The sequence below is a fragment of the Endozoicomonas sp. 8E genome, assembly GCF_032883915.1.
Taxonomy (GTDB): Bacteria; Pseudomonadota; Gammaproteobacteria; order Pseudomonadales; family Endozoicomonadaceae; genus Endozoicomonas_A.
The window spans coordinates 2,623,351-2,649,970 of sequence record NZ_CP120717.1; the positions used below are offsets into that span (position 1 = coordinate 2,623,351).

Sequence of the window (26,620 nt, forward strand, 5' to 3'; positions counted from 1 at the left end):
CACTATACCTTTACAGCAACTTGCAGATTATTTGCATTTTCACGACCACTAGCCTGGCTGGCAAGTTGCTCTCCCCGGGAAGCAGGTTTTTTGTCTTTGCTCAACCGCAGTGCGTTGCCTACTACCAGCAGAGAACTCAATGCCATGCCGATCGCAGCCATCCAGGGAGCCACCAAAGCGGCGGCTGCCAGAGGCAGGGCAGTCATATTGTAGCCAAATGCCCAAGCCAGATTCTGGCGAATGATCTTGCGGGTTCGCCTGACCAGATCAAAGGCGTCAATCAGACGACTTAAGTCGTCGGATAGAAGAACCGCATCGGCACTGGTCTTGGCCAGGTCTGAAGCATTGCCCATGGCCAGAGAGATGTCTGCACCGGCCAGAACCGGTACGTCATTAATACCATCGCCCACCATCAGAACATGCTGGCCGTCAGCCTGTCGCTGGCGAATAAATTGCAGTTTGTCGTCCGGACTGGCCTGAGAGTGCCATTCTTCAATGGCTAATTGTTTGGAGACGGCTGCTACCACCGGCTCCTGATCACCACTGAGCAGCGTAACCTTGAAACCGGAGTCTTTTAACTGACCAATGACACGGGCCGCTTCCGGTCTGAGGCTGTCTGTTACCTTGAACCAGCACAGTGGCAGGTCATTCTCAGCCATCAGCAGCCATTGTCCTTCCTGCTCCGGGCGTGCCGGTGTGTTTGTCTGACAGCAGAAATCGGGACGACCAATTTTGTATTGGTTTGCCCCCACTCTTGCTTCGATGCCCTGGCCGGTATGACTGACAACTTCTGCAGCCCTGAGGTCAGTCGCAACGGCAAAAGCTCTGGCAATAGGGTGTTCCGAGTGCGCTTCAATGGCCGAGGCAATGGTAAGCAACTTATCTTCAGAATACTGGCAGCCAGCAACGGGATAAATGCCTTCCAGTCTTAAACGGCCCTGGGTCAAAGTACCGGTTTTATCAAAAACAATGTGGGTGATTTTGCCCAGACCTTCGAGTACATGACCCCGGGTGACCAGGAATCCTAATTTATGCAGATAGCCTGTCGCTGTCGTCAGAGCCGTTGGCGTTGCCAGAGAGAGTGCACAGGGGCAGGTCACTACCAGTACCGACAGGGTGATCCAGAACGCCTCTTCTGCTGCGACACCGGACCAGTACCAGTAGACGACCGTTGCTGTCATCAGTACCGAAGCCACAAAGTAACCGGCAACACGATCTGCCAGTCGGGCAATGGCAGGTTTGTCCTGCTGGGCATGTTTCAACAGTCGGAGAATCGCAGACATCCGGGTTTCTTCGCCCACATGAGTGATTTCAATTTCAAGGGCGTTGTCGATATTGAGGCTGCCTCCCATCACTGACTCACCTTTGCTGCGGGCTATTGGCAGATATTCGCCAGTCAGCATGGACTCATCGACACTGCTACTTCCCCGGACTATAACGGCATCAGCCGGGATGGAGTCACCAGGTAATACCCGAACATGGTCTTTGGGTTTCAGATCTGAAAGAGGGACTCTAACATACTCATCACCGTCTTTTTTCAGGCAGCTGGTGGGCAGCAGGTTGCTCAGGGCCCGGGCTGCCCGGGAGGTTGAGTGTCTTGCACGAAGTTCCAGATAGCGGCCGGTCAGCAGGAAGAAAGTAAACATCGAAACCGAGTCGAAATAGACTTCACCACTGCCGTTTACTGTTGCCCAGAGGCTGGCAACATAGGCACCACCAATGGCAATGGAGACCGGTACATCCATGCTGAGATGACGGGTACGGAAATCTCGCAGAGCCGCTTTGAAGAAAGGCGCAGCAGAGTAGAGTATCACCGGAGTGGCCACCAGGGCACTGATGTATCGGATCAGATCCCGATAGGGGGCCGTCATGTCATTACTGATCGCACCGGAGTAGAGCGCGATAGCATACATCATGACCTGCATGGTGCCAATACCGGCAATGGCGAGGCGTCGTATAAATACGCGGTTCTCTTTCTTTAGCATGGCTTCCTGACGATCCGCTCGCCAGGGGTAGGCCTTATAACCAATCTTGTGAATGGCGATCAGAATATCGCTGAGTGGGACCTTTTCATTTTTCCAGCTGATCTGGGCTTCATGAGTACTCAGGTTAACAGTGATGTTTTCCACACCCTCAATCAGGCCAATATGACTCTCCAGCAGCCAGATACAGGCAGCACAGGTGATGCCTTCTATCAACAGGCTGGCCTGTCTTTCAGGACCGCCATTGCGGATCACAAAGTCCTGCTGAATGTCATCCCGGTCGTAAAGCCGAAGTTCTTCTTCCAGTCGCTGGCTGAGTGAATTGGCTTGCAGGCCGGGATCGGTGCGGTGCTGATAATAGCTGTCCAGACCGCCGACAATAATCGCTTCAGTCACCATCTTGCAGCCCGGGCAGCACATAGGCTGTTCTACATCTTCAACCATCGCCGTATAAGGCGGAGTCCCTTCGATAGGCAGGTGACAATGGAAACAGTGGCAACTTTCAGAATGTTTACTCATCCACTCAATCCAAAATGCTTCAGGGCTCAGAGCTATCTTTTGAGCTACCACGTGGCAGCAGCGCGCTGGCAACACCGGCTTTCAGCACCAGAGGCTGATTCAGGCGCCAGCCTGTTTCGTAACCGACTTCAGGAATCAGTTCATCCATTGTTTCGAGCTGGACATAGGTTTTTCCCTCAACCGCTTCATCAACCTGACCCACATAGATCTGGGTGGACTGGTCACCAGAGATGGAATGGTTGACCATGATGACCTTGTCCTGATCGGCGAATACCGGAGAAAGCAGGCTGAGTTTTAATTGTTTGGGCCACTCAGTGATGTCGCCCTTCAGGGTGATTCGGACTTCTCCTGTCAGGTCATCGATCAGCAAGTTGGCGCGAATGCCAAAGTCCCTGGCGTTGTGATCACGGGTAAGGTCTTCATTGATCTGTTTACCTGTTTTGTAGTAGTCATCGACCACCACACTGTCCTGAATCTTGAACGCATAGTAAGTCCGGTAGCTGCCCCAGACAAAGGTGACAGCGAGTACCCCCAGAATTCCCCATACCCAGGGTTCCTGGTACCAGCGGGTGACGGGTTCATTCTTCACAAGGTTCATAATCGTTGTTACCTGTCTTCAGATTTGCGGAGCAAGGAATCGGCTTTCGGCACTTACAGGCTCAATATCCGGCTGATCACTGCTGATTATAAATTCAATATCGCGGCTGCCGGAATCGATAGAACCCGCAGGCAACACCAGTCGAACTACGTGTTGCGCAACTTCGCCGGCATTGACCGTAAAGCTCATATCGCCTTTGGTGCTCAGATCCCCTATGTCCCTGACACTAACGGTCATGGTCAGCGGGCGCTGATCCTTATTGGCCAGTTTGAGGATATAGGTATTTTCAATACTGCCATCAGAAGTGGTGCGATAAAGTTGATTGCGGTCTCTGAGAATGTCCAGTTCCAGTGCAGAGCGATTGTTCAGGCTCCCTATAAACAATCCGATCATTGTCAGCAGGGTAGCGGTGTAAGCGATCAGCCTGGGGCGTATGAAATGTGTTTTCTTACCTGAAAGCTCATTATCCGTGGTGTAGCGGATCAGCCCTTTCTCGTAGCCCATCTTGTCCATAATGCTGTCGCAGGCATCGATGCAGGCCGCACAGCCTATGCAGTCGATCTGCAGCCCGTTCCTGATATCAATACCGGTCGGGCAGACTTGTACGCAGACGCTGCAGTCAATACAGTCGCCCAGTCCCTGGCTTTTGGGGTCCACACCTTTCTTACGTGAACCCCGGTTTTCACCGCGATTATGATCGTAGGCGACCAGCAGAGTATCCCGGTCAAACATAACGCTCTGGAACCTTGCATAAGGGCACATGTGCAGGCAGACCATCTCCCTCAGATAACCTGCATTGCCGTAGGTTGCCAGGGTAAAGAAGCCCAGCCAGAAAAGCGTCCATGGGCTTGCTTCCAGGGACAACATATTCGGAACCAGCTCCCGAATCGGAGTAAAGTAGCCGACAAATGTGATGGCCGTGGCCACAGAAACACCCAGCCAGATACTATGCTTTGCCAGTTTGCGCAGAACCTTTTCTGCGGACATTGGAGCTTTGTCCCTGCGCATTCGCTGGTTGCGTTCGCCTTCTGTAATCTTCTCTGCCCACATAAATACCCAGGTGAATACACTCTGGGGGCAGGTATAGCCGCACCAGATCCTGCCGGCAAACACCGTTATGGCAAAGAGGCCAAAAGCGCAGATAATCAACAGCCATGACAGCAGGATAAAGTCCTGCGGCCAGAAAGTAGCGGAAAAAATATGAAATTTACGCTCTGGCAAGTCGAACAGCACTGCCTGTCGGCCATCCAGCTTCAGCCATGCCGTGCCGAAATACAGAAGGAATAACAGCGCTCCCCCGGCGAGCCTGAGATTGCGAAAGTACCCCTGGAAACTGCGAGTGTAGATTTTGTCCGGCTTTTGATACAGGTCAATCAATTCCGGTTCATTGGCTTGGATTTTTTGGTCTGACTTTGGCATTTCACTTCACTGCCCTGATGGTCGATACAGGTCGTCCACAGGACCGAATTCTCCCCCATGAATTTGAGAAGCGGTCCCCCGAACGGCATCCGTTTTCATTGTTTATACAAGATGCTATCGGAAACTCGGCATTATTTTACATGATAAAAAAAACCGCAGCCAGATGGCTGCGGTTTTCATGACAAGGTGCCAGGAGGCAGTTAGTCCTGCTCTTCTTCGTTGTCTTCGTCATCTATGTGCAGACTGAATACGTAGGTTGCGACCAGGTGGACTTTTTCACTGCCCAGAATGTCTTTCCAGGCTGGCATCACACCGTTACGACCGTTGCGAATGGTGTATTCCACCTGAGCCTGACTTGAGCCGTACAGCCAGACTTCATCGGTCAGGTCAGGGGCTCCCAGCGTCTGGTTGCCTTTGCCATCGGTGCCATGACATACCGCACAGGTCGTGTCATAAATCTTCTTGCCTGCGGTCATTGTGGCCGGGTCTACCTTATCGATCAGACCCGCATTAGCACGAATGAAAGTGGCAACGTCACGAACACCTTTCTCACCAATCACTGCACCCCAGGCAGGCATTTGCCCGTTACGGCCTTCCATGATCGTGGTGGTGATGGCGTCAGCTGTGCCGCCATAGAGCCAATCATCGTCGGTCAGGTTCGGGAAGCCAAAAGCACCGGCGGCATCACTTCCGTGACACAAGGCACAGTTGTTCAGGAAGATACGCTCACCCATCTTGACCGCTTTCGGGTTGTTAACCAGCTCTTCGATCGGGGTATTAGCATACTGTGCAAACAGTGGCTGATAACGGCGATCATGTTTTAGCTGGTGACGTTCCAGTTCTCCCGTAGAAGTCCAGCCCAGGAAGCCCTTCCAGTTACCCAGACCTGGGTAGAGAGCGAGGTAAGCGGCAGAAAAGATGAAAGTGCCGACAAATAGAGCCAGCCACCATTTAGGCATGGGGTTATCCAGCTCTTCGATACCGTCGTAGGCGTGCCCGGTGGTTTCAGTAGTTGTCTCTTTGCGCTGCTGCTTCCAGGTAGTAAACAGCACATAGATTACAAATGCCAGGCAGGCCAGAGTTAGGATGACGACCCATCCACTCCAGAAACTACTCATCATTATATGGCCCCTTTGTCCTTGTCTGCGTGCTCAGTGTTGGCTAAGCCATTGGCGTGTTGCGTATTTATATGAGCTTCGTCATCTGCAAACGGCAGTGATGCCGCTTCATTAAAGTCCCGCTTCTTATGGCCACTGTACGCCCAGAAACAAACCCCCAAAAAGGCGATCATGGCTAAAACAGTGGACAGTCCTCTCAGATCATTAATATCCATGAGTGTCACCGTTTGTTCTGGAGTGCGGTGCCCAGTGACTGCAAATAAGCCACTACGGCGTCCATTTCAGAGTGACCCTTGACAGCGGCAGCTGCACCCTCAATGTCATCATCGGTATAAGGTACGCCCAGACTTCTCAGAACTTCCATTTTCTTGCCGGTCAGTTTGCCGTCCAGAATGTTTTCATTCAGCCATGGGTAAGATGGCATGATGGACTCGGGCACAACATCTCTTGGGTTGTTCAGGTGAGCACGATGCCACTCGTCAGAGTAGCGACCACCAACACGGGCCAGGTCCGGACCTGTCCGCTTGGAGCCCCACAGGAACGGATGGTCGTAGACAGATTCGCCGGCTACAGAGTAGTGACCGTAACGCTCTACTTCAGCACGCAGGGGGCGAACCATTTGTGAGTGACAGCCAACACAGCCTTCGCGAATATAGATGTCACGACCTTCCAGCTGAAGGGCGTTGTATGGCTTCAGGCCTGCCACTGGCTCAGTGGTGGTTTTCTGGAAGAACAGAGGCACGATCTCAACGAGGCCGCCAAAGCTGATGGCTACTACGATCAGTGCCACCATCAAACCAAGATTTTTTTCGACTAAATCATGTTTTTTCATGGTGAACTTCCCCGGTCAGGCCGTCTGTGCAGGTGGCGCCTGAACTTCACCTTCCTGCTGATTTTCACTGCCCTGTCTGACAGTGCGATATAAGTTGTAAGCCATGATCAGAACACCCGCTAAGAAGAAGGCGCCACCGATAGCACGGACAACGTAGCCAAAGTGACTGGCGGTTACTGACTCGAGAAAGCTGTAGGTCAGGGTGCCGTCGTTGTTTACGGCTCTCCACATCAGACCCTGTGTAATACCGTTGACCCACATAGCCACAACGTAAAGAACGGTTCCGATAGTAGCCAGCCAGAAGTGAGCGTTGATCAGGCCAACACTGTACATCTGTTCACGTCCACACACCTTGGGAATCAGGTGGTACAGGGAGCCGAAGGAGACCATCGCAACCCAGCCCAGTGCGCCGGAGTGGACATGGCCAATGGTCCAGTCGGTGTAGTGAGACAGGGCGTTAACTGTCTTGATGGCCATCATAGGGCCCTCAAAGGTTGACATACCGTAGAAGGACAGGGATACCACCAGGAAGCGCAGGATTGGGTCGGTGCGCAGTTTGTGCCAGGCGCCGGACAGGGTCATGATGCCGTTGATCATGCCTCCCCAGGAAGGAGCCAGCAGAATCAGGGACATTACCATACCCAGGCTCTGGGCCCAGTCGGGCAGGGCTGTGTAATGCAGGTGGTGTGGGCCCGCCCAGATGTAGATGGCAATCAGTGCCCAGAAGTGAACGATAGACAGGCGGTAAGAGTAAACCGGACGCTCAGCCTGCTTGGGTACGAAGTAGTACATCATGCCCAGGAAGCCGGCGGTCAGGAAGAAGCCCACTGCATTGTGTCCGTACCACCACTGAATCATGGCATCCATAGCACCAGAGTAAGCAGAGTAAGACTTGGTCAGGGTAACGGGTACAGAAGCGCTGTTGACAATATGCAGAATCGCAACAGTAATGATAAAGGCACCGAAGAACCAGTTAGCAACATAGATATGCTTGGCCTTACGCTTCATGATAGTGGCAAAGAACACAATCGCGTAGCTTACCCAGACAATGGCAATCAGGATATCGATGGGCCATTCCAGTTCGGCATATTCCTTTGAGGAAGTCATGCCCATAGGCAGGGTAATGGCGGCCAGAACAATCACCAGCTGCCAACCCCAGAAAGTAAAAGATGCCAGTCCAGGCATGGCCAGTGGAGTCTGACAGGTTCTCTGGACGACGTAGTAAGAGGTGGCGAAAAGGACGCAGCCTCCAAATGCAAAAATAACGGCGTTTGTGTGTAACGGTCTCAGTCTGCCAAAACTGGTCCAGGGTAGATCAAGATTCAGTTCAGGGAATACCATCTGGGTAGCGATGAACAGTCCCATCCCCATCCCGACGATGGCCCAAACCACCGCCATGATGGCAAACTGCCTGACAACCTTATAGTTATAGGTTGGCTGTATCGTTGCAGTGCTCATGCTCCGTGTTACCTTCGGGTTCTGCTAACAATTATTACGACTTGGAGATAACCTGAGGCTTTGCAACTTTGACCGAAAATTCAGTAAAACAATCAAACTTTGGTATTCACCTTGACACTGGGCGCAGTGTTTTCAGAGTCAGGCCAACACTATCTCGTCGTCAAAGCCTTCTGAAAAGTTAAGGTGAAACTGTTTTACTGGATTTCAGGCCAGATATTCTTTGCTACCGGCCAGCTCCCCCGGGTTTACGTAAGGCCGTGCTTCCTGCAAATTTTTTGTTAATAAAAATGCAGTTAACGAGTTGAGTCGGAACGTTCCGCTCATGAGGGCCGCCAAAAAGCTGCTCTCGCGAGTGTTTGACATAAGACAGTTGTCAAATTCATTACCTGACAGAGATCCTCAGGCTCTGGCTGAATGACTTGAGACTGACTTATTACCTTCAGACTCCGAGTGTTTTGATCCTGATTCGATGGTCCTGATCTTGCACACTTCTGGTTATTATCCGGTCCTTAGCGGTTGGCAGAGTTTTGTGATACTGCCAGACCCGTTGCAATCATACAGAAATATTACATGCCCTGCTAATGCTTTTTGGGTATGACTGGCTCCTATGTATTGAAATCTTTTGTGATGGTCTGTTTAGTAAAGATTATGTCAGGAATGTGATGGATTCAGGGTTGCATCAGACGAGTAAGATGGATTATTGCTGTCAATTTTTGTCATTGTCAGAGGATGTTCAGTTTTGTGTCAGCAGAAAAAAAAAGACATCCATAAATTTGCTTTACCATCCATCTAGCCTACTTTTTCACCCATCACTGATTTTTTACCAAGACAGGTGAGTTCATGGCTCAGGCCCGCAATACTCTGATTGACCCCAGCTCAACGCCTTATTATCACTGCATGGCGAGATGTGTTCGTCAGGCTTACCTCTGTGGAGAGAATCACCTGACTGGCAAGAACTACGAGCATCGCCGCCAGTGGGTAGTGGATAAACTCCGGGAACTGGTTTCAGTCTTTGCTATCGAAGTCTGCGCTTACACTGTCATGTCGAATCATTATCATGTGGTTTTGCACATCAATCAGTCGTCTGCCAGAGGCTGGTCACGTAATGAGGTGCTTCATCGTTGGACGACCTTGTTCGCTGGACCGCTTCTGGTGCAAAGGCATCTGGCCGCTGACAAACTGGGCAGCGCTGAATTGGCCCGTATTGATGAATATGCTGAGCAATACCGGCGTCGTTTAACGGATATCAGCTGGTTTATGCGCTGCCTGAATGAATATCTTGCTCGTAAGGCCAACAAAGAAGACGAGTGTAAAGGACGCTTCTGGGAAGGTCGCTTTAAAAGCCAGGCATTGCTGGACGAAGCAGCCTTACTGACCTGCATGACCTATGTTGACTTGAATCCGATTCGGGCTGGAAAGGTAGAAACACCGGAAGAGTCAGACTACACGTCGATTCAGGAACGCGTGGAGCAGGTTACACATTCTGAGACCAAAAGGCAGCCGCCGTCCCTGAAACCTTTCTGTTTGCAGGGCCAGAATACGGACGTTGCCCTTCCCTATCTTCTTCACGACTATCTGGAACTGGTTGACTGGAGTGGCCGCATTGTCAGGACAGATAAGAAAGGTTCCATCCCGTCGTGTACCCCTCCTATTCTTCAAAGGTTGGACATTGATTCGGATGAGTGGCTGAAAACCATGCAATGGAATAATCGTTTTTATCGGGCAGTTGGCCGTCTGGAAGCGATGAAGGCCTTTGCACTTGAAGCCGGACAGAAGTGGCTTCGAGGTTTAAACGCCTGCAGTCGTTTGTACCTGACAGGTTAGCGAAGAAGTCAGTTAAGAAGTCAAAGACGCTCACTTTATCTCTTCGACTTATGTCGGAATGGATTTGCATTGTCTGAATTATGGCTTGGACAGCCTCTGTTCGTTGGATGTCGCTGTGTGTCTCATTGATACGCTACTTGAAGATATATTTTCTGATCCTTTTTGGGATTACAGTTTTTGAATGCCTTATTTCTTTGGGTGTTTTATGGGTGTCTTATTTTTTTTCTGGGTGTCTTATTTTTCTTTTTTATTTTTTTTCTGGGTGTCTTATTTTTCTTTTTTATTTTTTTTCTGGGTGTCTTATTTTTTTTCGTTCATTAATCAGAACAAACAGGGGCATCGTCGCATAATAAATACTCCCAGTTCGTTCTCTTCGCTCACCCGACGCCGCCTTTAGCGGCTCAGTTTAAGTAGGCGGCATGCTCTAAATAAAATCAGCTGTCATTGTGTCTCTGGCTCTGTCTGTGTCTGTGTCTCAGTTCTGTCTCTGCTTCTGTCTCTGCTTCTGTCTCTGCTCCTGTCTCTATTCCTGAATCTGTTTCTGACTGAATCTCTGTCTTTGCCTCGCTTGCTCCATCCATGAGCGTATTAAAAACTTCTACTGATCTCCACCGATCGGCTTCGCTTAACTCTGAAAAACGCTGAAAGAACAAATCAGTTAACGTTTTGTACAAAGTTCTATCAGTATCATTTCTTGGTGGGTAATCGAGCTGTGATTTTACAAATGGAGCTGCAAATGCTAACAGTTCAGGTTCTGCGGGTTCGCTTTGTAGTTTGGCTATCATTCTTGCCTGATACTCTGGTCTGGAAAGTGCCTGTGACAGAGGTTCTTGATTAAAACAAACTCTATGATCTCCTGAATTTGCACCATGGTGTACTCGGGATCGCTGCTTACAAACCGAACATAATAGATCACGATGAGTTGATCGTAATGTATCTAAACAATCCTCATGAAAATCATGTCCGCAGCAAAGGCTAGTGCTTTGCTGACCGCTGTTAATTTCATGTTGACAAATTGGACATACGTCAGCGTAACCTGTGCCGATTGTTAAACTTAAGCTGAAAACTAAAAAAATAAACAAGCGCATAAACAGCTACACCATTTAGATTTTAATCAAGAGAACAAACACTAAAAAAATTCCTGAGTAATGCATCTACTTCGCAGTCCCTGAATTTGTGATTAAGTGCTGCTTTGAGATTTGTGCTTTATGTACAGAGGGCGGTGTCATGTTCGTCCAGATCGAATTTCATCATAGTCCATCAGTTCACAGACTTCATGAAAAATGCTGAATCTTTCGCCACCCACTTCGGATTGGGTATGCCTTTAATGTTCTCATCAGGTTCCGGAAAACCCAGAGCCTCCAGAGCTTCGCACTGATCTTTAAACTTCCCAATGTTGCAGTACCAGGCTTTGAAGTTCATGTCCCTCATCATGAGTGCTGAGTCCAGATCCTTGGCCTCTATCAATTCATCAAATGTCATCAGTATCCTCTGAAGTCATTGTTGCCACGTACACTGCCGTACCTCTATCGGAGTCGATTCTGTTGTCGCAAGAGCTTCAGCTTCCACACGCTTCTTTCCGCTGGTCGCCAGGAATCCTATAAGCTCGCTGCTGCCCGTTTCAGTGCCGGGTATTTGATGGAAGAAATGCCAGTAAACGCATAACAACCCATGATGGCTATTGAACTGAACAGTTTGTAAAAGACGGTTCAGAGCCATCGGAGTGAGTGGGTGATTGTTCCAGAATGTTTATAGATAATTTGCACAACCCTTTTATCAGGGCCTGCAAGGGAAAGCCAGCTATATGAGCAAGCCCAAAATCAAGACTTCTATCATCCGAGTCACGGGATAGCGAGTATGCTTCGATTTCCATCGAAGTTTTCATTATCTCAGGATCAGGTCTTTTATTCTGCGTTATGTTTGAGAAGTAATTCTGGTGTTTATGATCATGTCTTGAAGCAAAAAAGTCAGGCGTCATTTCATGCGGCTGCATTGCTGACCAATAGACTATTTCTAATGCATTTCTATGCAGCTATTGTTCAAAATCAGCATCATTCAGTCCAAGAGCTTGCTGCAAGTTTATTGTATTGGTTGAATAATAGCCTTGTAAAAAATGCTCCAGCATACCTCTGATAAAAATTTTTACATCTTCAACGGCGATAGGATTTTGGTAATGGAGATCATGGTTTAAACGTTTTCCACGAGCATAAACAACAATGGCAACGATATTATCCATAAGGGCATTAAAAAAAGCTAACGGTTACCGACTTTTGCAAGGAACATTGTATTTAATGCATTCTCAGGGGGCAGGTTGTGCAAGACCTTTTCAAATATTTGGCTGTCTCCAAGATCTCCTTTTCTTGGCACGCTCAATCCCTTATTGACCGAACTATGGGGCAGGGTACCGAGATCGACTCCAGGCGTAAACGTTTCAAGCGCTTCTTCGCCCGGAGTGCCATGGGGCTTGATGATATGGCCAGAATAGTCCTTGACTGGATGCTGCCCGAAGGGAATTGGGTTGTCTGTCTGGATCCCACTAACTGGGACCTTGGCCAGTTCAAAATCAACATCATGATGGTCGCTAACTCTACAGCGTGAGATAGGTATGGGTTCCCAAGCTGGGACCCACAGGGTCTAAAAGCATGGGAACCTGAGTTTTGTGACACTCGCAAAGGCGGGAATCATTCAGCTTGAGTGAATAAGCCTGCAGTTATACCTGCTGGCGAGTACCCACTCATCCTTTTATATCAAGATTCGTTACGAAATTGTCCACTACAGAGGGTCATCTTCTACAGACTCACAGGCAGTAGGGGCGCAAGGATGGAAAACTTGATTGAAATGGCATCCGGTAGTCTACCATGAAGGCTTTGCACCCATTTCTGACGGCTATAACAATACAGGAGTCTTGGAATGTATAAACACTTCTTTTTTTGGCTATTAGTCATTTATCTACAAGATGTAAGAGCAGTTGAAGATTTAAGATTATTTTTCGTTGTGGAGCCATCTAATTTGAAATTCTTGTTGGAAGGGTGTTATCAATTTAATACAGAGTTCAGTTACTCTATAGAAGATGTTAAAGATGAAACTCAAGGAGAGCGTAAAGCAGTAGTCGTCTTTATGAAACATTTAAAAAACCCATTCTCTTGTTTTGTGGTTCCTTCTCGTGAGTTTGGGGTTTTTGCCGAGGGTTCTGATGATTATGAATTTTTTTTGCATTATTTTAATTTTGATGATGATGAGCCAGGTTTTACTCGATATATTATTACCAAATCTTTTTGGTATCATCTTTTTTATACGTCATTTATGGAGCAAAAAAATAGAGAGTCAAAGTTTGCTGAATCATTTGTTAGTAAAATCTCTGATTTGGAAGTAGTGCTGTTATTTAAATGCTTTGGTGATGAAAAATCGACGTATGATTGTAAAAACTATTTATCAGAGAGTCTTGAGTGGTTTGGATGGAGTCTTGAAACTAAAGACAGAAGAAAAGACGGTTTTATATACATTAGAATTATTATTCCTCTTGGAAATGAAAGTCATAATAATTTTCAGACTTTTCAGCTAGATTCCAATGTTCGTTTGGATATTGAAAAATCAGGTGTTAGAAGGAAAGGAGAGAGAAATAAAGGTTCTATGATTTTTTTTCCATCAGTGGTATGTCAGAAGAATTCCTGCGAAACACTGGCTCATGGCAGCGTACAGAATCGGGAAGACTATTGTGCTTTCGGAATGATTGGTCCAAACAATGCCTGTGTATGGACATTTCCCAGAAACTACAACCAACTCGAAACTTTTGTTGAAGAGAGCCCCAATACTGGTTCTGATGCTACAGCTAAAAATGTCTATGAAGCCTGCAGAGATTACACTAAAATCCCGGCAGATGTGTTGAATGCCGCTAAATCCTTACTCGTTGCTCTGAAGGGAATTGTCAATAGTTTCATAAGAGTAAATTCTGATGGTTCTGACAGTCTGAAAGATACGAGTGAATATTTAAAACAGCTTGGCTTTGAGGTTCACAATATGCCAACTGATGGCTACTGTGGCTGGCATGCTATCCTGAGTTGGATCAAAAGCAATAGATATGAGCTTTTATCTGAAATGACTGAAAATCCAGATGATTTAACGGCACAGGGAGTATTTGAATATTTTTCTGCCAGGGCTCAAAAACGGGTTAAGGAAGGTGATGAACCTGACTATATAGTATCAATGGCCAATGAAATGAATGGGTCTAATTCGGATAGAATGTGGCTTGAAGATAATCATATTCGTTTCCTGATTGCCCCGTTTATCAACCAAAATATTTTAATGTTTGATATAGCTTCTAATGCTCCCACTCCAGGATGTCCTTTTCAAGTCAGCTTGATAAGGCCAGATGGTGTTGATGTTAACTTTCAGAATCAAAACGAAATTGTCGAAGCGCTACATGAAAATCGTCATTGTATGATGTTGCTTCATGCTTCTAATCATTGGTTGTTGATAATGCCTGCTGATCAAGTGGCCAGAACTCAAGATAATCAAGGGAATACAACTTCACTGGATTTGCCCGGAGATTCGTTTGAAATTGACTGGAGTAAAGTCGTTGTTCCACTCTCTTTTTCTGAATAAGTAGCTCAGTAAACGAAAGCGCATTGTAATGCCCGTTATTGCTATTGAGCCAGTTATTCTCACTGAAATATCGGGTATTGCCATGCAACTTTACTATTGGTCCATATTTTTTCCTGACTGTTCAAAAAAATTGATAAAAATAAGGTCGTTGGCTATCTGAGGGTGTTCACCGGATCAGAGGCCATCTACCACAGAGTGCTGCATTGGCAATGTGTCTGAGCATAACCGATGCAGGGTCTTCATTACTTTCATTTGTCAAGGGTCATAGTACTACTAGAGTTCACAATTGGTAATCCAAGAGGAAGTGACGCAGTGAAAGCATTTTTTTTCATTCTTATCTTTTTTTTTACGCAATTTTCTATGGCAGGGAGATTTTCTGATGCTATTTTAAGTGAAAATTTTACAGCAATAGAAGAATTGATCAAGAAAGGTTATATGCTCGACAGAGAAGATGAAGCCGTGTCCGACGCACTTAATTCCGGATCATTGGAAATGCTGCTTTTTGTGCTTAAGCATGGTGCTAACCCGAATTCATTTACCTATACACATACCTATAATAGTTTGAGGGTCGCACATATTTTAAATGATGCCTCAACGATATCTGAAATTGTTGCATTACTCAGTTTTGGTGCAAACCCTTTTGGTGACTCTCTATGGGAGTGTAACCATGCATTAGTTGATAAAAGGTGGCTGCATTTAATTATTTATTATTATTGGTGGAAAACGTTAAAGTACGGTAATTTTACAGCCCCCAATAGCCTTTCTGAACTCAATGTTATTATAGGGTCTTTACCTTTTCTGATAATTAACTCTTTTGTTGTTTTTATGGAAAATAATCTTGATTTGGAAGTGATATTACCTGTGTTGCCAGAAGATCTGAAATGGTTATTTGATTTTGTAAGCAGACAATAGCCAGACGACAAGGGAACCGGAGAATAAGGTCTGATTAATTCGAGTTATATTTACGACATGTCAGGCCGCTTTGACAGGCACTTCCTTGCAGACATTTTTGTGTTTCTGGCCACCTTGGCATCTTCAAAGTGCACGCGTCGTTAAGTGCGTCTAATCCAGACTCTTCTTAAATCGTTTTGCCGCAACCACTAATCCAACGATCGTAAAAACGACCAGGTAAGCAACGTCTGTTGTCATGCCCTCTAATTCTGCGCCTCTTAAAATAATACCCCTCATCAAACGCATATAGTGGGTTGCAGGCAAGAGTTCGGAAAACCATTGAGCAGCGATTGGCATGCCTTCAAAAGGAAACATAAACCCTGACAACAGAATGGAAGGCAGCAGAATGAAAATGGTCATTTGTGAAGCCTGCAATTGCGTTTCCGCGCAGGTGGAGATAATCAGCCCCAGTGTCAGACTGGCAGAAATAAACAGCAGGGTAGCCAGTAACATTTGGAAAATACTACCGACAAAGGGCACATTAAAAATCAGGTTACCCAGCAACATAATAATGCCGGTCTGAATAAAACCTGCAAAAATATAGGGAATGATTTTGCCAATCATCAGCTCTATCGGGTGAACGGGTGTCGCTATCAACAGTTCCAGGTTACCCCTTTCCCGTTCACGTACCAGTGCGGCAGAAGTGAACATAATCATCGTCATGGTCAGAATCACGCCCACCAGACCAGGAACAGTGTTGACGACGGATCGTTGCTCCGGGTTGTAATAAAGAGCAACTCTAAAAAACTCTCTCGAAGGCCCTGGCTGAATGCCTGCAACGGCTGAGAATGGCATTTCCCGAAGCTTTATAATGGCTGAGCTGATCATGGGGTCTGAGCCGTCAACCAGCCATTGTGCGGGTATTCTGCCATCGTCCAGGCGCTGGTTGAAGTCAGATGGAATCATCAGGGTAGCCCTGACTTTTCCGTTCCGGAGTGCCTCTTCCGCTTCCTGTGGGAGCCTATCCTGTCGAACTACTCTGATCACCTGAGTCGCCTTCAGCGCGTCTACAAGAGCCCGGCTGAAGTAAGTTTGGCTGCTATCCACAATACTGACCGGTATCTCTCTGACATCGGTATTGATAGCGAAGCCAAACAACAGCAATTCAACCAGAGGAATAATGACGATCATGGCAAAGGTGGCATGATCACGTGACAGTTGTCGAAATTCCTTCATCAGGATTGAGAAGATTCTTTGCAGGCTGTTGGTCATGCCTGACAGGGGTGAAGGTTTTTCCACTACTGTCGCCGCTGTCGAGTGCAATGAACAAATACGTCCTCAAGACTGGGACGCACCTTCTCAATGGTTCTGTCTTTCGTTTCTTCCGGCCATTGGCTTCGTAACCAGACTTCAGGCTCACTGATCGTGTTGCTGACCAGAACCCTGAGGCGAGCTCCCTGCTGGGCTGAGGATAAAATTTCTGATCGGGCTGCCAGAATCTCCCTGATCTGACGAAGGTGATCGCCGTCCACCTCAAGAACCGTGGCCTGTATATCGGCCATGAGTTGTTTGGGGGAACCGTCGGCCTGTTTGATGCCCCCTTCCAGAATGGCCAGGTTATGGCAGCGCTCAGCTTCATCCATGTAATGAGTGGACACCAGAATAGTGACTCCCTGATCACAGAGGTCAAAAAGTGTTTCCCAGAAATCGCGGCGGTTTTCAGGGTCTACCGCTGAGGTCGGTTCGTCCAGTAACAATAATTCGGGCTTGTGCAATGTCGCTGCTGCAAGCGCAAGCCGCTGGCGCTGACCGCCACTGAGACTGCATGTCATACGCTTGCGGCGCTGATCCAGACCATAGGTCGTGAGTTGGCTATCAATGCGATTTTTGACCTCTCTGCCCGGCAGGTTGAAAACTTGTGCCATGAACTTCAGGTTTTCTTCTACGGAAAGATCGTCGTACAGAGAGAATTTCTGGGTCATATACCCTAGACGCCGTCGAAGGGCTTCTGATTGTTTGGGTATGTCCAGCCCCAGAACACGGATGTTACCCTGACTGGGCGTCAGCAAACCGGTTAACATTCTGAGCGTAGTCGACTTGCCACTGCCATTAGGCCCCAGAAAGCCAAAAATTGTTTTTTCTTGGATGTTCAAATCCAGATGATCCACGGCCATGAAATCACCAAAACAGCGGGTCAGCCCTGTGGCCGAGATAGCTTGCCGACTCACAGGGGAAGGTCCACTTGCACAGGCAGGCCTGATGGCAGGTCGGCAGCGGTTTCCGGAAGTTGTACTTCGGCCATGTAAACCAGTCGGGAACGTTCTCTTTCATTAAGGGCATAGTGGGGAGTGAAGGCCGGATCCAGGGATACCCAGCGTACCTGGCCAGTAAAGGCTTTCTTTACGCCATCAACATGTACCGTTAAATGGTCTCCTACGTGTACAGCAGCCTTATGGGGCTCTGGAACGTAAATTCGGGCATAGGGGGCTTCATTCAACAGCAGGATGACCAGTGTGCTGCCTGCTGAAACCCTCTCGCCCTGGTGTCTGGGTAGACTATCCAGCCAGCTGTCTCTTGTCGCATAAATGGACAGATCCTCCAGCTTTCTCTGTTCCAGAAACTGATTGGCTAATGCCTTTTTCATAGAAGCCTCTGCCTGTTCTATGGCTTCAGGGCGATTGCCATTGAGCAGACCCAGGAGTTTTTCGTTGGCATTCACTTTTTCTGCAATAAGCGCATCCCGGTCTGCTCTCGCCTGGTCCAGTCTCGATTGACTGATCAGTTTGCGCTTTAGCAGTACTTCGTTTCTCTGAAACGTTTTGTCGGCATCCACCAGCCGGGCCTCAATTTGCCCGACACTGGCCCTGGCTGCTGCTATGTCTTCCATTCTTGCTCCCTTGACCATTTCATTGAAATAGGCTCGTGCCCGCTCTGTTTCGGCCAGGGCCGCAGCAACAGCGGCCTGTTGTTTGCGATCATCCAGCTTCAGGATCAATTGACCGGTTTTAACCGGGTTACCCTCAGGGATAAGAATGTCTGTAATCAGCTCCGAAGCGGTGGCTGTGAGAGTCACTCTGTCTCGTTCAAGTGTACCCAGAGCCTGATGGCTATCGGAAGAGAAGCAGCCGGAAAGGAGGAGTGTCAGAGCGGCAGCTGTAATTAACATAAGATGACTTTTTATTAATCGGTTCATAGAGTGACGGCGTGTTTCATGACGATTAACATCCAACAAATGTAGACACAAAATGAGGGGACGACCTATAACTATCTTGCGACAGTGTAATGCGTGATGAACCCGAGGTCGTTTAGAAGGAAAGCAGCGAGTACCGAATCACTGAAGAAGCCGGGAGCATCGGTACTCGAATAGACGTTTAAGCTCGATCACTCAGCTGATGTCAGGAACTCAACTGAGGGTGCAAAGAATGCACATCCGGTGATGGCCTGCGAATAATCCATCAAGTGATCGTAGTGGCCATGGCTATCGGCCTTGACCATGGACTCCATCATCTTGTCAAAATGGGCTGGAGTGCGGCAGTAGGAGACAAAGTAGAGTCCGCCTTCACTGGCATTACCGTAGGGCATACTGTGACGGAGTATTTCCATACTTTTGCCTTCACTGTTCTTGACGTTGGAACGTTTTACGTGAGCGGTGGGCGCTTTTTCTTCGCTACTGAATTCAATGTTGTCTTCCTTGGTGCGGCCGATCACCCTTTCCTGCTCGGGTACTGCCAGTTTGTCCCACTTTTTGAACAAGTGAACCCACTTCTGGGTGTGGATATAGCAGCCACCGGCAAACGACTGATCTTCATCACCCACCAGAGTGACGCTGGCCCTGTCATCGCCTTGGGGATTTTCGGTGCCGTCCACAAATCCGCTCAGGTCACGGCTGTCCAGGTAACGGAAACCGGTCTCGTCTTCCTGAATTTTAACTGCCTGTCCAAAATGATCCATGGCTCTGTGCAACAGAATAAAGTTGATATCCCGACGGTTGGAACGGATATGAAGCAGCAGGTCACCCTGAGTGGCAGGTGCAGCGCGGTCACCTTCTGTCACTGCTTTGAAAGGAGCAAGAAGAGCCGGTTTACCGGCTTTGTACAAAACATCCCAGGCCTCGCTGCCAATACTGATTGTGGAGGACAGCCTTGCATCGGGATACTGTTTGCTGAGCTCCTCTGTCAGTCGGGGAATCAGTGCACAGGTCTTTCTGATTTGTTCAAGGCTGTCTGCATCTTGTCTGATAGTTAAAACCAGAAAGCAGGCATCGGTATTGGCTTCTGGAGTAATTCCTGATTGTGGTGTGCTCATTTCCAACTCTAACGTCAGTTTTCGTAACAATGGGAACCTGTCTGTTTTCTTTCAGGTTACCTTGCATAGCATGAAGGGGTTTACAGTTTGGATCAATACGCTTAGATTGCTTTATCGAATAGATTTGCGGGCCTCTTCGCACTCACCTTCTTCAGCCATTTGTGCCAGTTGCGAACATTCTGATGACATCGGCTGGAAAGGGCAGGCTGTGGTCTCTTCCTGACGGGTCACGAGCCTGGCAATAGTGTCTTGCCGGGTAATCTTGCTTTCGATGGTGTCAATGGTTCGAAAGCTTAACCAGACTGCTATGAATGAAAACAGGACGCCTCCGGCTGCCTGACCCACCAGAACGCCATAAGCCCCCATATATCCAGAGGCGACCCAGATGAAAGGGACTGTGCCCAGTGTCGCTCGGCCCCAGTTTAACAGGGTTGAGTATCCGGGCTTGCCAAGATTGTTAAAAGCCGCATTGGCGACGAACATCGTCCCTGTAAACAAAAAGCTGATGGCAATCCAGTCGCAGAAAAACGACACCAGACTGGCAGCTTCACCCCGGGCTCTGAACACCTGAATGAGAATGTCCTGCAGGAAAAACAGTATGACTGAAATCACAAGGACATAATACACGGTAAAGAGGATAGCATTACGAAGCGACTCCCTGACCCGGCTCATACGTCTTGCCCCAAAATTCTGGCCTATTATTGGTCCTACAGCACCAGACAGGGCAAAAATGACACCAAAGGCGACAGGTATCAGCCGGTTAATGATGGAATAGCCTGCTACATAACTGTTACCGTACTGTGACATATAGCGAACCATCCAGGCACCACTGAAAGGCATGGCCAGATTGGTGGCAATGGCAGGGAGGGTGATTGCAAGAATGTTTTTGAGATCCTTGCTAAAAAGCGACAAATCAAAGGGGGAGTAAAGTTTATGTTTATAGAAAATACCGTAAAATGAAATAGCAAACATTGTGACACGAGCCATCACCGAGGCAATGGCAGCCCCTTCTATACTGAGTTCCAGAAGAAAGATCAGAATGGGGTCCAGAATGGCATTCACAGCTCCGGCTGAGAGTGACGATGTCATAGAGAGCCTGGCATCTCCAACCGCTCTGAGTCCGGCCCCGAGTGTCATGGACAGGCTGACCAGAGGCATCGAGGGAATCACAATATTCAGGTAATTGTCGGCCAGTTCATGAACCCGTCCGGTGGCTCCCAGCAGAGCAACCAATTGAGGAATAAGAAGCCAGAAGATGATGGCCAGCGTGACACTGACTAATAGCACCAGGAAACAGATGTTCACCTGATATTGGCAGGCTTTTTTCCGGTTGTGGCTGCCGATGGATCTGGAGACCAGAGCCCCTGCGGCAATGGATAAACCAATACCCAAAGCAGATGTGATAAACAGGACAGTGCCCGCATAACCAATAGCCGCAGCCAGATATTTTTCACCGAGCAAACTGAGAAAGAACAGATCGAGCAGGTCGACAAAAAAGAGCGTTGTGATGCCCGCTGCATTGCTGAGACTCATGACAATGACATGCTTCATTGTTGAGCCCTGGGTAAAGCGGGCATGGGTCATCGTAGGCTACTCTTTCGACATTGTTTAGGTGAGTCGGACATAAAACGACAAAAGTCGTTAGAATTCTGGATAGTAAAGAGCCGTATTTTGCTCAGTGAACAGGATATTGCGCTTCGACCAGCTTAGTTCAGATCCCGGCGACGGGTCGGTTAAATGGCGTTACAATCAAATGCTTTAGCTATTCTGGACTGTTTTTCTATGGATCTTATCTGGAACCGGGCTGAAACCGGGTCCCCATTACTGGTACTGGCCCATGGTGCCGGCGCGGCCATGGACAGTGATTTTATGAATCAAATGGCTGACTTGTTGATGACAGAAGGTGTCAGTGTAGTGCGCTTTGAATTCCCTTATATGCAAGAGCGAAGAGAAACCGGTAAAAAAAGACCACCGGACAGGCAGCCAAAATTATTGCAATGCTGGCTGGATGTGATCGGGCAAATCAAAAACGAATACAATGGCTCCCTGTATGTTGGCGGTAAATCAATGGGTGGTCGAATGGCCAGCCTGTTGGTGTCTGAGATGACTGATCTTTCGTTGAGTGGCGTCGTATGTCTGGGCTACCCGTTCCATGCACTGGGTAACCAGGACAGCCCCAGAACAGAGCATCTTGCCGATTTCCCATTACCCATGCTGGTGGTGCAGGGCAGTCGGGATGCCATGGGTGATTATGCAACCGTTCAAGGCTATGAACTGTCAGAGAATATTGAGCTTCACTGGCTGGCGGACGGTAATCATGATCTGAAACCCCGGGTAAAATCGGGTTTTACTCATCAACAGCATATGATCGAAGCCGCAAAAAAGGTCTCTGACTTCATAAAGACAAAGTTTACGTATACTGGTCTGAACTAAAGTCTCATAGAATAGTCTCAATTCTATCAGGCAATAGTGAGGGCTGGCGTTGACCTCAACAGTAGCATTGTATCGGCGGGTCTGGAAGTTTGCCTGGCCTGCCATTCTTTCCAATATTTCGGTTCCCCTGCTGGGCTTGGTTGATTCTGGGGTCCTGGGGCATCTCTCCAGTGATATTTATCTGGCGGGTGTCGCCATTGGCAGTACATTATTTACACTGCTGTTCTGGGCTTTTGGTTTTCTTCGAATGGGCACCACCGGCCTGGTGGCTCAGGCCCTGGGTCAGGATGATCACCAGGAAACCCGGCAGTGGCTGGCCCAGTCGATCCTGCTGGCAGTTGCAATCGGTGTTTTCCTGATCCTTTTATACCGTCCTCTGCTGGATATTGCCCTGCCTTTATTTAACGCAGCTCCTCAAGTGGCCGAGCAGGCCAGAATCTATTTCACCACCCGAATACTTTCAGCTCCTGCGGTCTTGATTAACTACGCGATCGTCGGCTGGTTGATCGGAATGCATCGTCCCAAGGGGCCGATGTTTATTCTGGTACTGGCCAATGGGGTCAATATTATTCTGGATCTGCTGTTTGTCCTGGGTCTGGGAATGGCTACCAGGGGCGCAGCATTGGCGACAGTGATCGCTGATTATACCAGCCTTGTACTGGGGGTATGGATGGTCAGTCAAACCTTGAGAGGTAAGTCAGGAAGCTTTGCTCGGGCAAGGATTCTGAACCCGGGCACTATGCGCCGCCTGTTGTTATTAAATCGACACCTGTTTGTTCGCACGCTTTGTCTGCTTGCAACTCAGGCTTTCTTTACGGCACAGGGGGCCCAGAGCGGCAGCCATATTCTGGCAGCCAACGCTCTGTTACTGAATATGTTGCTGCTGATTTCCAATGGACTGGATGGCTTTGCCCATGCCGCCGAGGCACTGACCGGCGAAGCTCTGGGTCAGCGAAAAGAAGATCGCTTTAAACAGATTGTCAGGGTAACGGGTTATTGCTCGCTTATTTGTGCTGTTCTGTTTTTCGTCACCTTCTCGCTGGTGGGGCAGGGCATCATTGGTCTGCTGACGGATATTCCTGCTGTCGCAGATACTGCCAACACTTATCTGCCCTGGCTGGCCGCCATGCCATTATTTGCTGTCTGGTGCTATTGGCTGGATGGTGTGTTTATTGGTGCCGTGCGAACGGACATGATGCAAAACACCATGCTGGTGGCAACGTTAATCGTGTTCCTGCCGGTTTGGTATGTCACCCGGGATATGGGGAATCACGGCTTGTGGTTAGCCTACAGTGCCTTTATGCTGGCCCGCAGTGCAGGACTGGCTATTGTTTATCGATCCCTGAGTCGGTCCGGGTCCTGGGTCAGATAACAGGAGTGAATGTGTCAGAGACTATAGAAATCAATTATGAACTGGATACTTCGGGTCTGCTTTGCCCGGAGCCGGTCATGATGTTGCATAACAAAGTGAGGGACATGAAGACGGGAGAAACGGTCAGAGTTATAGCGACTGATCCTTCGACCCAGCGTGATATTCCCAAGTTCTGTAACTTTCTGGATCATGAGCTGCTGTCTCATGAGCAGCTGGAAAAACAGTATATTTACCTGATTCGCAAGGCTGGTTCCTAGCCTATACATCAGTGCTACTTAATCTGGCGATCATTTCACATAACTGTTTCGGGTCCCACTATGGTGCGCCATGCACCATAGTGGATCGTTGTGAAACGCTTTGCCGTAGAGAAATTGAAGAAAATTGACCAAGTAGTTAGTTTTTATGTAAAGTTGACGAATTGGTCAGGTATTTGCATTGTCTATACCAGACGCTGATACAGCGGCTATTGGATATATAGCTATAAAAGCACGGATTATGCTGAAAATAATTGCGTGCATTTATTCAGAACAGAATTATTACAATAAATCCTGAAGGGAATAATCATGAAGTTAATGAAACAAGCCGCTATTGCTGCAACTATTGCTGCTGCCTCTACAGGCGCTCAAGCGGATATCCTGTGGAGTAATGTCTCGGCAACTTATTTGACCGGTGACGGCTATTTGAATGCTTTTTCCGAGCAAGAGGGTAAATCCCAGGTAGTGACTCTCGAGCATGCTGCTGCATACACCTGGGGTAAGAGCTTTTCTTTTGTTGATCGTTCTTTTGTAGAAGATGACGTTGATAATGATGATACCTACGGTGAGGTACATATTGATTTTTCGCTGACTGGAGGTGAAGGCTTTAAAGATTCTGTTATCAAGGACGTTTATTTGGCGACACAGTGGGAGCATGCTGCGACGGTAAATCTGGACAATATTTTATTGGGTGGTGCAATCGGTTGGAATGTACCTGGCTTTATCTTCCTGGACACTGCCGTTTATTATCGTGCTAATGGCAAAGACTCTTTTGACGTTGAGTTAGATGACAATTTTCAATTTACTACAGCTTGGGCCGTGCCTTTTTCTTTAGGTTCAACTAAATGGTTATTTGACGGCTTTGTAGATATTACTAATGCTACGGAAAATAACTCGGGTGAAGATGTAGAAATGCAAATTATTGCACAGCCTCAGTTAAAACTGGATGTGGGTCATTTCTTCGGTAAAGGAGGCAAATATTACGCCGGCATTGAATACAACTACTGGAAAAACAAGCTTGGTCGTGATGGGCAGGATCAAAATCTACCACAGTTCATAGTGCAGGCAAATTTCTAAAAGCTTTCATATCTGTCAGTTGGAACAGTGTTGTGATGGAAAAGCTAGCGCCTTGTGCTGGTTTTTCATCATTTGGATTTTAGGACATACATAAATTTGATCTCCCGATCCTTAAAAGCAGGTTTCAATCCTTTTAAATCTAAGCCAGGCAGGTAATTGGAGTCTGCCCCCTGCCTGAACGCTTACCAAGTAAAATCATTCCGATAATAATGATACTTGAGTAATTGCATTCCAACGAGACTATGTGCCTCCCTGTAATATGGGTCTGGATTATAAGAATCATCGGCAGGTTCACTACCTGGCTCTTGATGAAGGTCTATAAGGCAGGGACTCTTTAGAGCGCATCTTAAAAAAGTATCTTTAGATTGCTCTGCTAAAAATAAACAACTATTTTCACCGTCCCAATTAACACCACATCTAGCGTTCAATAGATAGTCGTAGTCAGAATTAATTGCTGCTAGCAGTTTTGATAGATGTTCATAATTGCATTGTGCCTCACCACTTAAAATATAATCAAAAAGTTTTTTCGCTTTGTCTGAAGACCATTTAATTGATTCGCGACTATTAAGGAAAGGTATGTCAGAGAAAAATGATCTGTGCTTCTGTAAAAGCTTTTTATCAAATGTAGATAGTTGTTCTACATGGTAACTATTTATATGGTTGCTTAGTGTCAAAGACATTGAAAGTCTTGGTTGAGTAAACATCCCATGGCTGGCTAATATATAGGGTGGTTTGGATAACCATTGATTATCAATGTCTGAATAAAACAAATGATTAGCACCAAGTTTTTCTAAACGATGGGCTAATTTGGTTTTATTTTCAGCTTTTGCCCTGTTAATACAAAAGTTTATAGTCTTAGTGATGTTTTGAGACACAACAATTCTGATAGAATCGTTAAAATAAAGACTCATGCGTTTAGCATATTTTTCTAATTGTACTGGGAATTTTAGCTGCAGGTCTTTTTCCAAAGATATACATAAAATGTTGTCATGATTTTTAAATTCAGCCCTCATCTGATCAATTTGAGATTGTCGTAGACTCATACCTGAAAAAACAATAAGCAGTGGTATATCACTTTCAGCGAGTTTGCTTCCTTCTTCCAGTATCCTTTGAATATAGTTAATCCCTCTGAGTTTATCAGGATTGTTCAAACCATTAAATATAGTAGTGCCATGTAGTGCGACCCATGTGTGAAAAACTGGACATGGAGGACATACCTTCAAATCCATAGCAGTAGCTTTCTCTAATGAATCAATGCCTGAAAACTTTAAACTATCAGCCATGTTTTTCCAGGATTCTTCATCAATGGAATCAAAATAAATTGGATCAAGGTTGAAGACTATATTTTTTGCAAGCTGGATGTAGGAAGTTTCGTTATCTTTTCCGCTCGAAGCCAAAGAAACGCATCTTGATGAAAGGTCCTTTTTCTCGAAATTGTATTCTGCTGTGTCTGGAAGATATTTCCTATCATTTGCTCTATTTTTGAACAGGCTGCCCGCTTCCGTCTCGGAGTGTGATAAGGGATATGCCCCCGGAAATGTGTTCGCTTTGACTGCTTGATCCATGTCCTTATTCCTTGATCAATAATCTTTGTTTCCAATTACTTAGAGTCTTAAAGTTTTTTTTAGTTCTGATTATTTGCTAACAAGTGCGTAAGGGTGTCTTACAACAGTGCTTGTCATCAGTAAGTACTCAGCCATACGGAATCGAATATTTCTGGCTTATTGGGCAGGTGCTCTGCAAGGCGCAACGACGGGAACATAGCAAGCTATGTGACCAGAGTTGCAACGCAGCACGACTGCATGGATGCAGGAGCTAGAGCAACGCAGGAGCAGTTGCCGCGAGTGCCTGAACAATGAGTCAGAAAATATGATTTCGTATGGTTGAGTACTTAATATGAGTGTAAATATTTCTGAGGTGAGAACTACAGAATTTA

The 26,620-nt window shown here is 47.2% G+C and carries 24 protein-coding genes; 8 read left to right on the forward strand and 16 right to left on the reverse strand.

Annotated features, from left to right (window positions below; genetic code table 11):
• Window positions 1-2: 2 nt before the first annotated feature.
• The 7 genes from P6910_RS08860 to ccoN form a co-directional block, all read right to left on the reverse strand.
• On the reverse strand, window positions 3-2,501 hold the full coding sequence (locus P6910_RS08860) for a heavy metal translocating P-type ATPase (protein WP_317145908.1): 2,499 nt from the start codon (window positions 2,499-2,501) through the stop codon (window positions 3-5).
• A 19-nt stretch (window positions 2,502-2,520) separates the two neighbouring features.
• Complete coding sequence (locus tag P6910_RS08865) at window positions 2,521-3,099, reverse strand: FixH family protein (RefSeq protein WP_317145909.1); 579 nt, start codon at window positions 3,097-3,099, stop codon at window positions 2,521-2,523.
• Window positions 3,100-3,117: 18 nt separating this feature from the next.
• Window positions 3,118-4,518, reverse strand: a complete 1,401-nt coding sequence (gene ccoG / locus P6910_RS08870; RefSeq protein ID WP_317145910.1) for a cytochrome c oxidase accessory protein CcoG — start codon at window positions 4,516-4,518, stop codon at window positions 3,118-3,120.
• Window positions 4,519-4,718: 200 nt separating this feature from the next.
• A complete protein-coding gene (ccoP, locus tag P6910_RS08875; protein ID WP_317145911.1) occupies window positions 4,719-5,639 on the reverse strand; it encodes a cytochrome-c oxidase, cbb3-type subunit III in 921 nt (306 codons plus the stop codon).
• The gene (locus tag P6910_RS08880) at window positions 5,639-5,851 is read right to left on the reverse strand and encodes a cbb3-type cytochrome c oxidase subunit 3 (RefSeq protein WP_317145912.1); all 213 of its coding nucleotides are present in this window, start codon (window positions 5,849-5,851) and stop codon (window positions 5,639-5,641) included. Before P6910_RS08880 ends, ccoP begins: the two co-directional genes overlap by 1 nt.
• A gap of 5 nt (window positions 5,852-5,856) precedes the next feature.
• The gene (ccoO, locus tag P6910_RS08885) at window positions 5,857-6,468 is read right to left on the reverse strand and encodes a cytochrome-c oxidase, cbb3-type subunit II (RefSeq protein ID WP_317145913.1); all 612 of its coding nucleotides are present in this window, start codon (window positions 6,466-6,468) and stop codon (window positions 5,857-5,859) included.
• 15 nt (window positions 6,469-6,483) lie between these two features.
• Window positions 6,484-7,926, reverse strand: a complete 1,443-nt coding sequence (gene ccoN / locus P6910_RS08890) for a cytochrome-c oxidase, cbb3-type subunit I (protein WP_317145914.1) — start codon at window positions 7,924-7,926, stop codon at window positions 6,484-6,486.
• A gap of 840 nt (window positions 7,927-8,766) precedes the next feature.
• On the opposite strand from ccoN, the gene P6910_RS08895 reads away from it, so the two are divergent.
• Window positions 8,767-9,750, forward strand: coding sequence for a transposase (locus tag P6910_RS08895; protein WP_317145915.1), 984 nt, complete (start codon window positions 8,767-8,769; stop codon window positions 9,748-9,750).
• A 434-nt stretch (window positions 9,751-10,184) separates the two neighbouring features.
• Here P6910_RS08895 and P6910_RS08900 read toward each other — a convergent pair whose 3' ends face one another.
• The 3 genes from P6910_RS08900 to P6910_RS08910 form a co-directional block, all read right to left on the reverse strand.
• Window positions 10,185-10,838, reverse strand: coding sequence for an RING finger protein (locus P6910_RS08900; protein WP_317145916.1), 654 nt, complete (start codon window positions 10,836-10,838; stop codon window positions 10,185-10,187).
• Between the two features lie 172 nt (window positions 10,839-11,010).
• On the reverse strand, window positions 11,011-11,232 hold the full coding sequence (locus P6910_RS08905) for a hypothetical protein (protein WP_317145917.1): 222 nt from the start codon (window positions 11,230-11,232) through the stop codon (window positions 11,011-11,013).
• A gap of 550 nt (window positions 11,233-11,782) precedes the next feature.
• Window positions 11,783-11,986 (reverse strand): hypothetical protein, encoded by a 204-nt coding sequence (locus P6910_RS08910; RefSeq protein WP_317145918.1) that lies wholly within the window; start codon window positions 11,984-11,986, stop codon window positions 11,783-11,785.
• A 77-nt stretch (window positions 11,987-12,063) separates the two neighbouring features.
• Between P6910_RS08910 and P6910_RS08915 the strand changes: the two genes are divergently transcribed.
• The 3 genes from P6910_RS08915 to P6910_RS08925 all read left to right on the forward strand — a co-directional run bounded on the left by P6910_RS08915 (window position 12,064) and on the right by P6910_RS08925 (window position 15,264).
• Window positions 12,064-12,348, forward strand: a complete 285-nt coding sequence (locus P6910_RS08915) for a hypothetical protein (protein WP_317145919.1) — start codon at window positions 12,064-12,066, stop codon at window positions 12,346-12,348.
• A 312-nt stretch (window positions 12,349-12,660) separates the two neighbouring features.
• Window positions 12,661-14,352 carry a hypothetical protein gene (locus tag P6910_RS08920; protein WP_317145920.1) on the forward strand — a complete coding sequence of 564 codons (1,692 nt, stop codon included), beginning with the start codon at window positions 12,661-12,663 and terminating at the stop codon, window positions 14,350-14,352.
• A gap of 312 nt (window positions 14,353-14,664) precedes the next feature.
• The gene (locus P6910_RS08925) at window positions 14,665-15,264 is read left to right on the forward strand and encodes a hypothetical protein (RefSeq protein WP_317145921.1); all 600 of its coding nucleotides are present in this window, start codon (window positions 14,665-14,667) and stop codon (window positions 15,262-15,264) included.
• Between the two features lie 150 nt (window positions 15,265-15,414).
• Here the strand turns inward: P6910_RS08925 and P6910_RS08930 are convergent, their stop codons facing one another.
• From P6910_RS08930 to P6910_RS08950, 5 genes are all read right to left on the reverse strand, one after another.
• A complete protein-coding gene (locus P6910_RS08930) occupies window positions 15,415-16,566 on the reverse strand; it encodes an ABC transporter permease (protein ID WP_317145922.1) in 1,152 nt (383 codons plus the stop codon).
• Window positions 16,542-17,417, reverse strand: a complete 876-nt coding sequence (locus P6910_RS08935) for an ABC transporter ATP-binding protein (RefSeq protein ID WP_317145923.1) — start codon at window positions 17,415-17,417, stop codon at window positions 16,542-16,544. Before P6910_RS08935 ends, P6910_RS08930 begins: the two co-directional genes overlap by 25 nt.
• 50 nt (window positions 17,418-17,467) lie before the next feature.
• Window positions 17,468-18,409, reverse strand: a complete 942-nt coding sequence (locus P6910_RS08940) for an HlyD family secretion protein (RefSeq protein WP_317145924.1) — start codon at window positions 18,407-18,409, stop codon at window positions 17,468-17,470.
• Window positions 18,410-18,624: 215 nt separating this feature from the next.
• A complete protein-coding gene (locus P6910_RS08945; RefSeq protein ID WP_317145925.1) occupies window positions 18,625-19,548 on the reverse strand; it encodes a Dyp-type peroxidase in 924 nt (307 codons plus the stop codon).
• Window positions 19,549-19,659: 111 nt separating this feature from the next.
• Complete coding sequence (locus tag P6910_RS08950) at window positions 19,660-21,132, reverse strand: MATE family efflux transporter (protein ID WP_317145926.1); 1,473 nt, start codon at window positions 21,130-21,132, stop codon at window positions 19,660-19,662.
• A gap of 153 nt (window positions 21,133-21,285) precedes the next feature.
• On the opposite strand from P6910_RS08950, the gene P6910_RS08955 reads away from it, so the two are divergent.
• The 4 genes from P6910_RS08955 (at window position 21,286) to P6910_RS08970 (ending at window position 24,684) form a co-directional block, all read left to right on the forward strand.
• The gene (locus tag P6910_RS08955) at window positions 21,286-21,981 is read left to right on the forward strand and encodes an alpha/beta family hydrolase (protein WP_317145927.1); all 696 of its coding nucleotides are present in this window, start codon (window positions 21,286-21,288) and stop codon (window positions 21,979-21,981) included.
• A gap of 49 nt (window positions 21,982-22,030) precedes the next feature.
• Window positions 22,031-23,353, forward strand: coding sequence for an MATE family efflux transporter (locus P6910_RS08960; protein ID WP_317145928.1), 1,323 nt, complete (start codon window positions 22,031-22,033; stop codon window positions 23,351-23,353).
• Between the two features lie 11 nt (window positions 23,354-23,364).
• Window positions 23,365-23,610: a sulfurtransferase TusA gene (gene tusA / locus P6910_RS08965; protein ID WP_317145929.1), complete on the forward strand. Its 246-nt coding sequence runs from the start codon at window positions 23,365-23,367 to the stop codon at window positions 23,608-23,610.
• 306 nt (window positions 23,611-23,916) lie between these two features.
• A complete protein-coding gene (locus P6910_RS08970; protein WP_317145930.1) occupies window positions 23,917-24,684 on the forward strand; it encodes a DUF5020 family protein in 768 nt (255 codons plus the stop codon).
• A 182-nt stretch (window positions 24,685-24,866) separates the two neighbouring features.
• Here the strand turns inward: P6910_RS08970 and P6910_RS08975 are convergent, their stop codons facing one another.
• Window positions 24,867-26,249 carry a hypothetical protein gene (locus P6910_RS08975; RefSeq protein WP_317145931.1) on the reverse strand — a complete coding sequence of 461 codons (1,383 nt, stop codon included), beginning with the start codon at window positions 26,247-26,249 and terminating at the stop codon, window positions 24,867-24,869.
• Between the last annotated feature and the right edge of the window lie 371 nt (window positions 26,250-26,620).

Coding starts and splice junctions, on each gene's coding strand:
- P6910_RS08920 (WP_317145920.1), top strand. CDS start 12,661: ATGTATAAACACTTCTTTTTTTGGCTATTAGTCATTTATCTACAAGAT.
- P6910_RS08970 (WP_317145930.1), top strand. CDS start 23,917: ATGAAGTTAATGAAACAAGCCGCTATTGCTGCAACTATTGCTGCTGCC.
- P6910_RS08905 (WP_317145917.1), bottom strand. CDS start 11,232: ATGACATTTGATGAATTGATAGAGGCCAAGGATCTGGACTCAGCACTC.
- P6910_RS08940 (WP_317145924.1), bottom strand. CDS start 18,409: ATGTTAATTACAGCTGCCGCTCTGACACTCCTCCTTTCCGGCTGCTTC.
- P6910_RS08975 (WP_317145931.1), bottom strand. CDS start 26,249: ATGGATCAAGCAGTCAAAGCGAACACATTTCCGGGGGCATATCCCTTA.
- P6910_RS08895 (WP_317145915.1), top strand. CDS start 8,767: ATGGCTCAGGCCCGCAATACTCTGATTGACCCCAGCTCAACGCCTTAT.
- P6910_RS08860 (WP_317145908.1), bottom strand. CDS start 2,501: ATGAGTAAACATTCTGAAAGTTGCCACTGTTTCCATTGTCACCTGCCT.
- P6910_RS08865 (WP_317145909.1), bottom strand. CDS start 3,099: ATGAACCTTGTGAAGAATGAACCCGTCACCCGCTGGTACCAGGAACCC.
- P6910_RS08955 (WP_317145927.1), top strand. CDS start 21,286: ATGGCGTTACAATCAAATGCTTTAGCTATTCTGGACTGTTTTTCTATG.
- ccoN (WP_317145914.1), bottom strand. CDS start 7,926: ATGAGCACTGCAACGATACAGCCAACCTATAACTATAAGGTTGTCAGG.
- P6910_RS08880 (WP_317145912.1), bottom strand. CDS start 5,851: ATGGATATTAATGATCTGAGAGGACTGTCCACTGTTTTAGCCATGATC.
- ccoG (WP_317145910.1), bottom strand. CDS start 4,518: ATGCCAAAGTCAGACCAAAAAATCCAAGCCAATGAACCGGAATTGATT.
- P6910_RS08945 (WP_317145925.1), bottom strand. CDS start 19,548: ATGAGCACACCACAATCAGGAATTACTCCAGAAGCCAATACCGATGCC.
- P6910_RS08910 (WP_317145918.1), bottom strand. CDS start 11,986: ATGGATAATATCGTTGCCATTGTTGTTTATGCTCGTGGAAAACGTTTA.
- P6910_RS08935 (WP_317145923.1), bottom strand. CDS start 17,417: ATGGCCGTGGATCATCTGGATTTGAACATCCAAGAAAAAACAATTTTT.
- P6910_RS08950 (WP_317145926.1), bottom strand. CDS start 21,132: ATGACCCATGCCCGCTTTACCCAGGGCTCAACAATGAAGCATGTCATT.
- ccoP (WP_317145911.1), bottom strand. CDS start 5,639: ATGATGAGTAGTTTCTGGAGTGGATGGGTCGTCATCCTAACTCTGGCC.
- P6910_RS08900 (WP_317145916.1), bottom strand. CDS start 10,838: ATGCGCTTGTTTATTTTTTTAGTTTTCAGCTTAAGTTTAACAATCGGC.
- ccoO (WP_317145913.1), bottom strand. CDS start 6,468: ATGAAAAAACATGATTTAGTCGAAAAAAATCTTGGTTTGATGGTGGCA.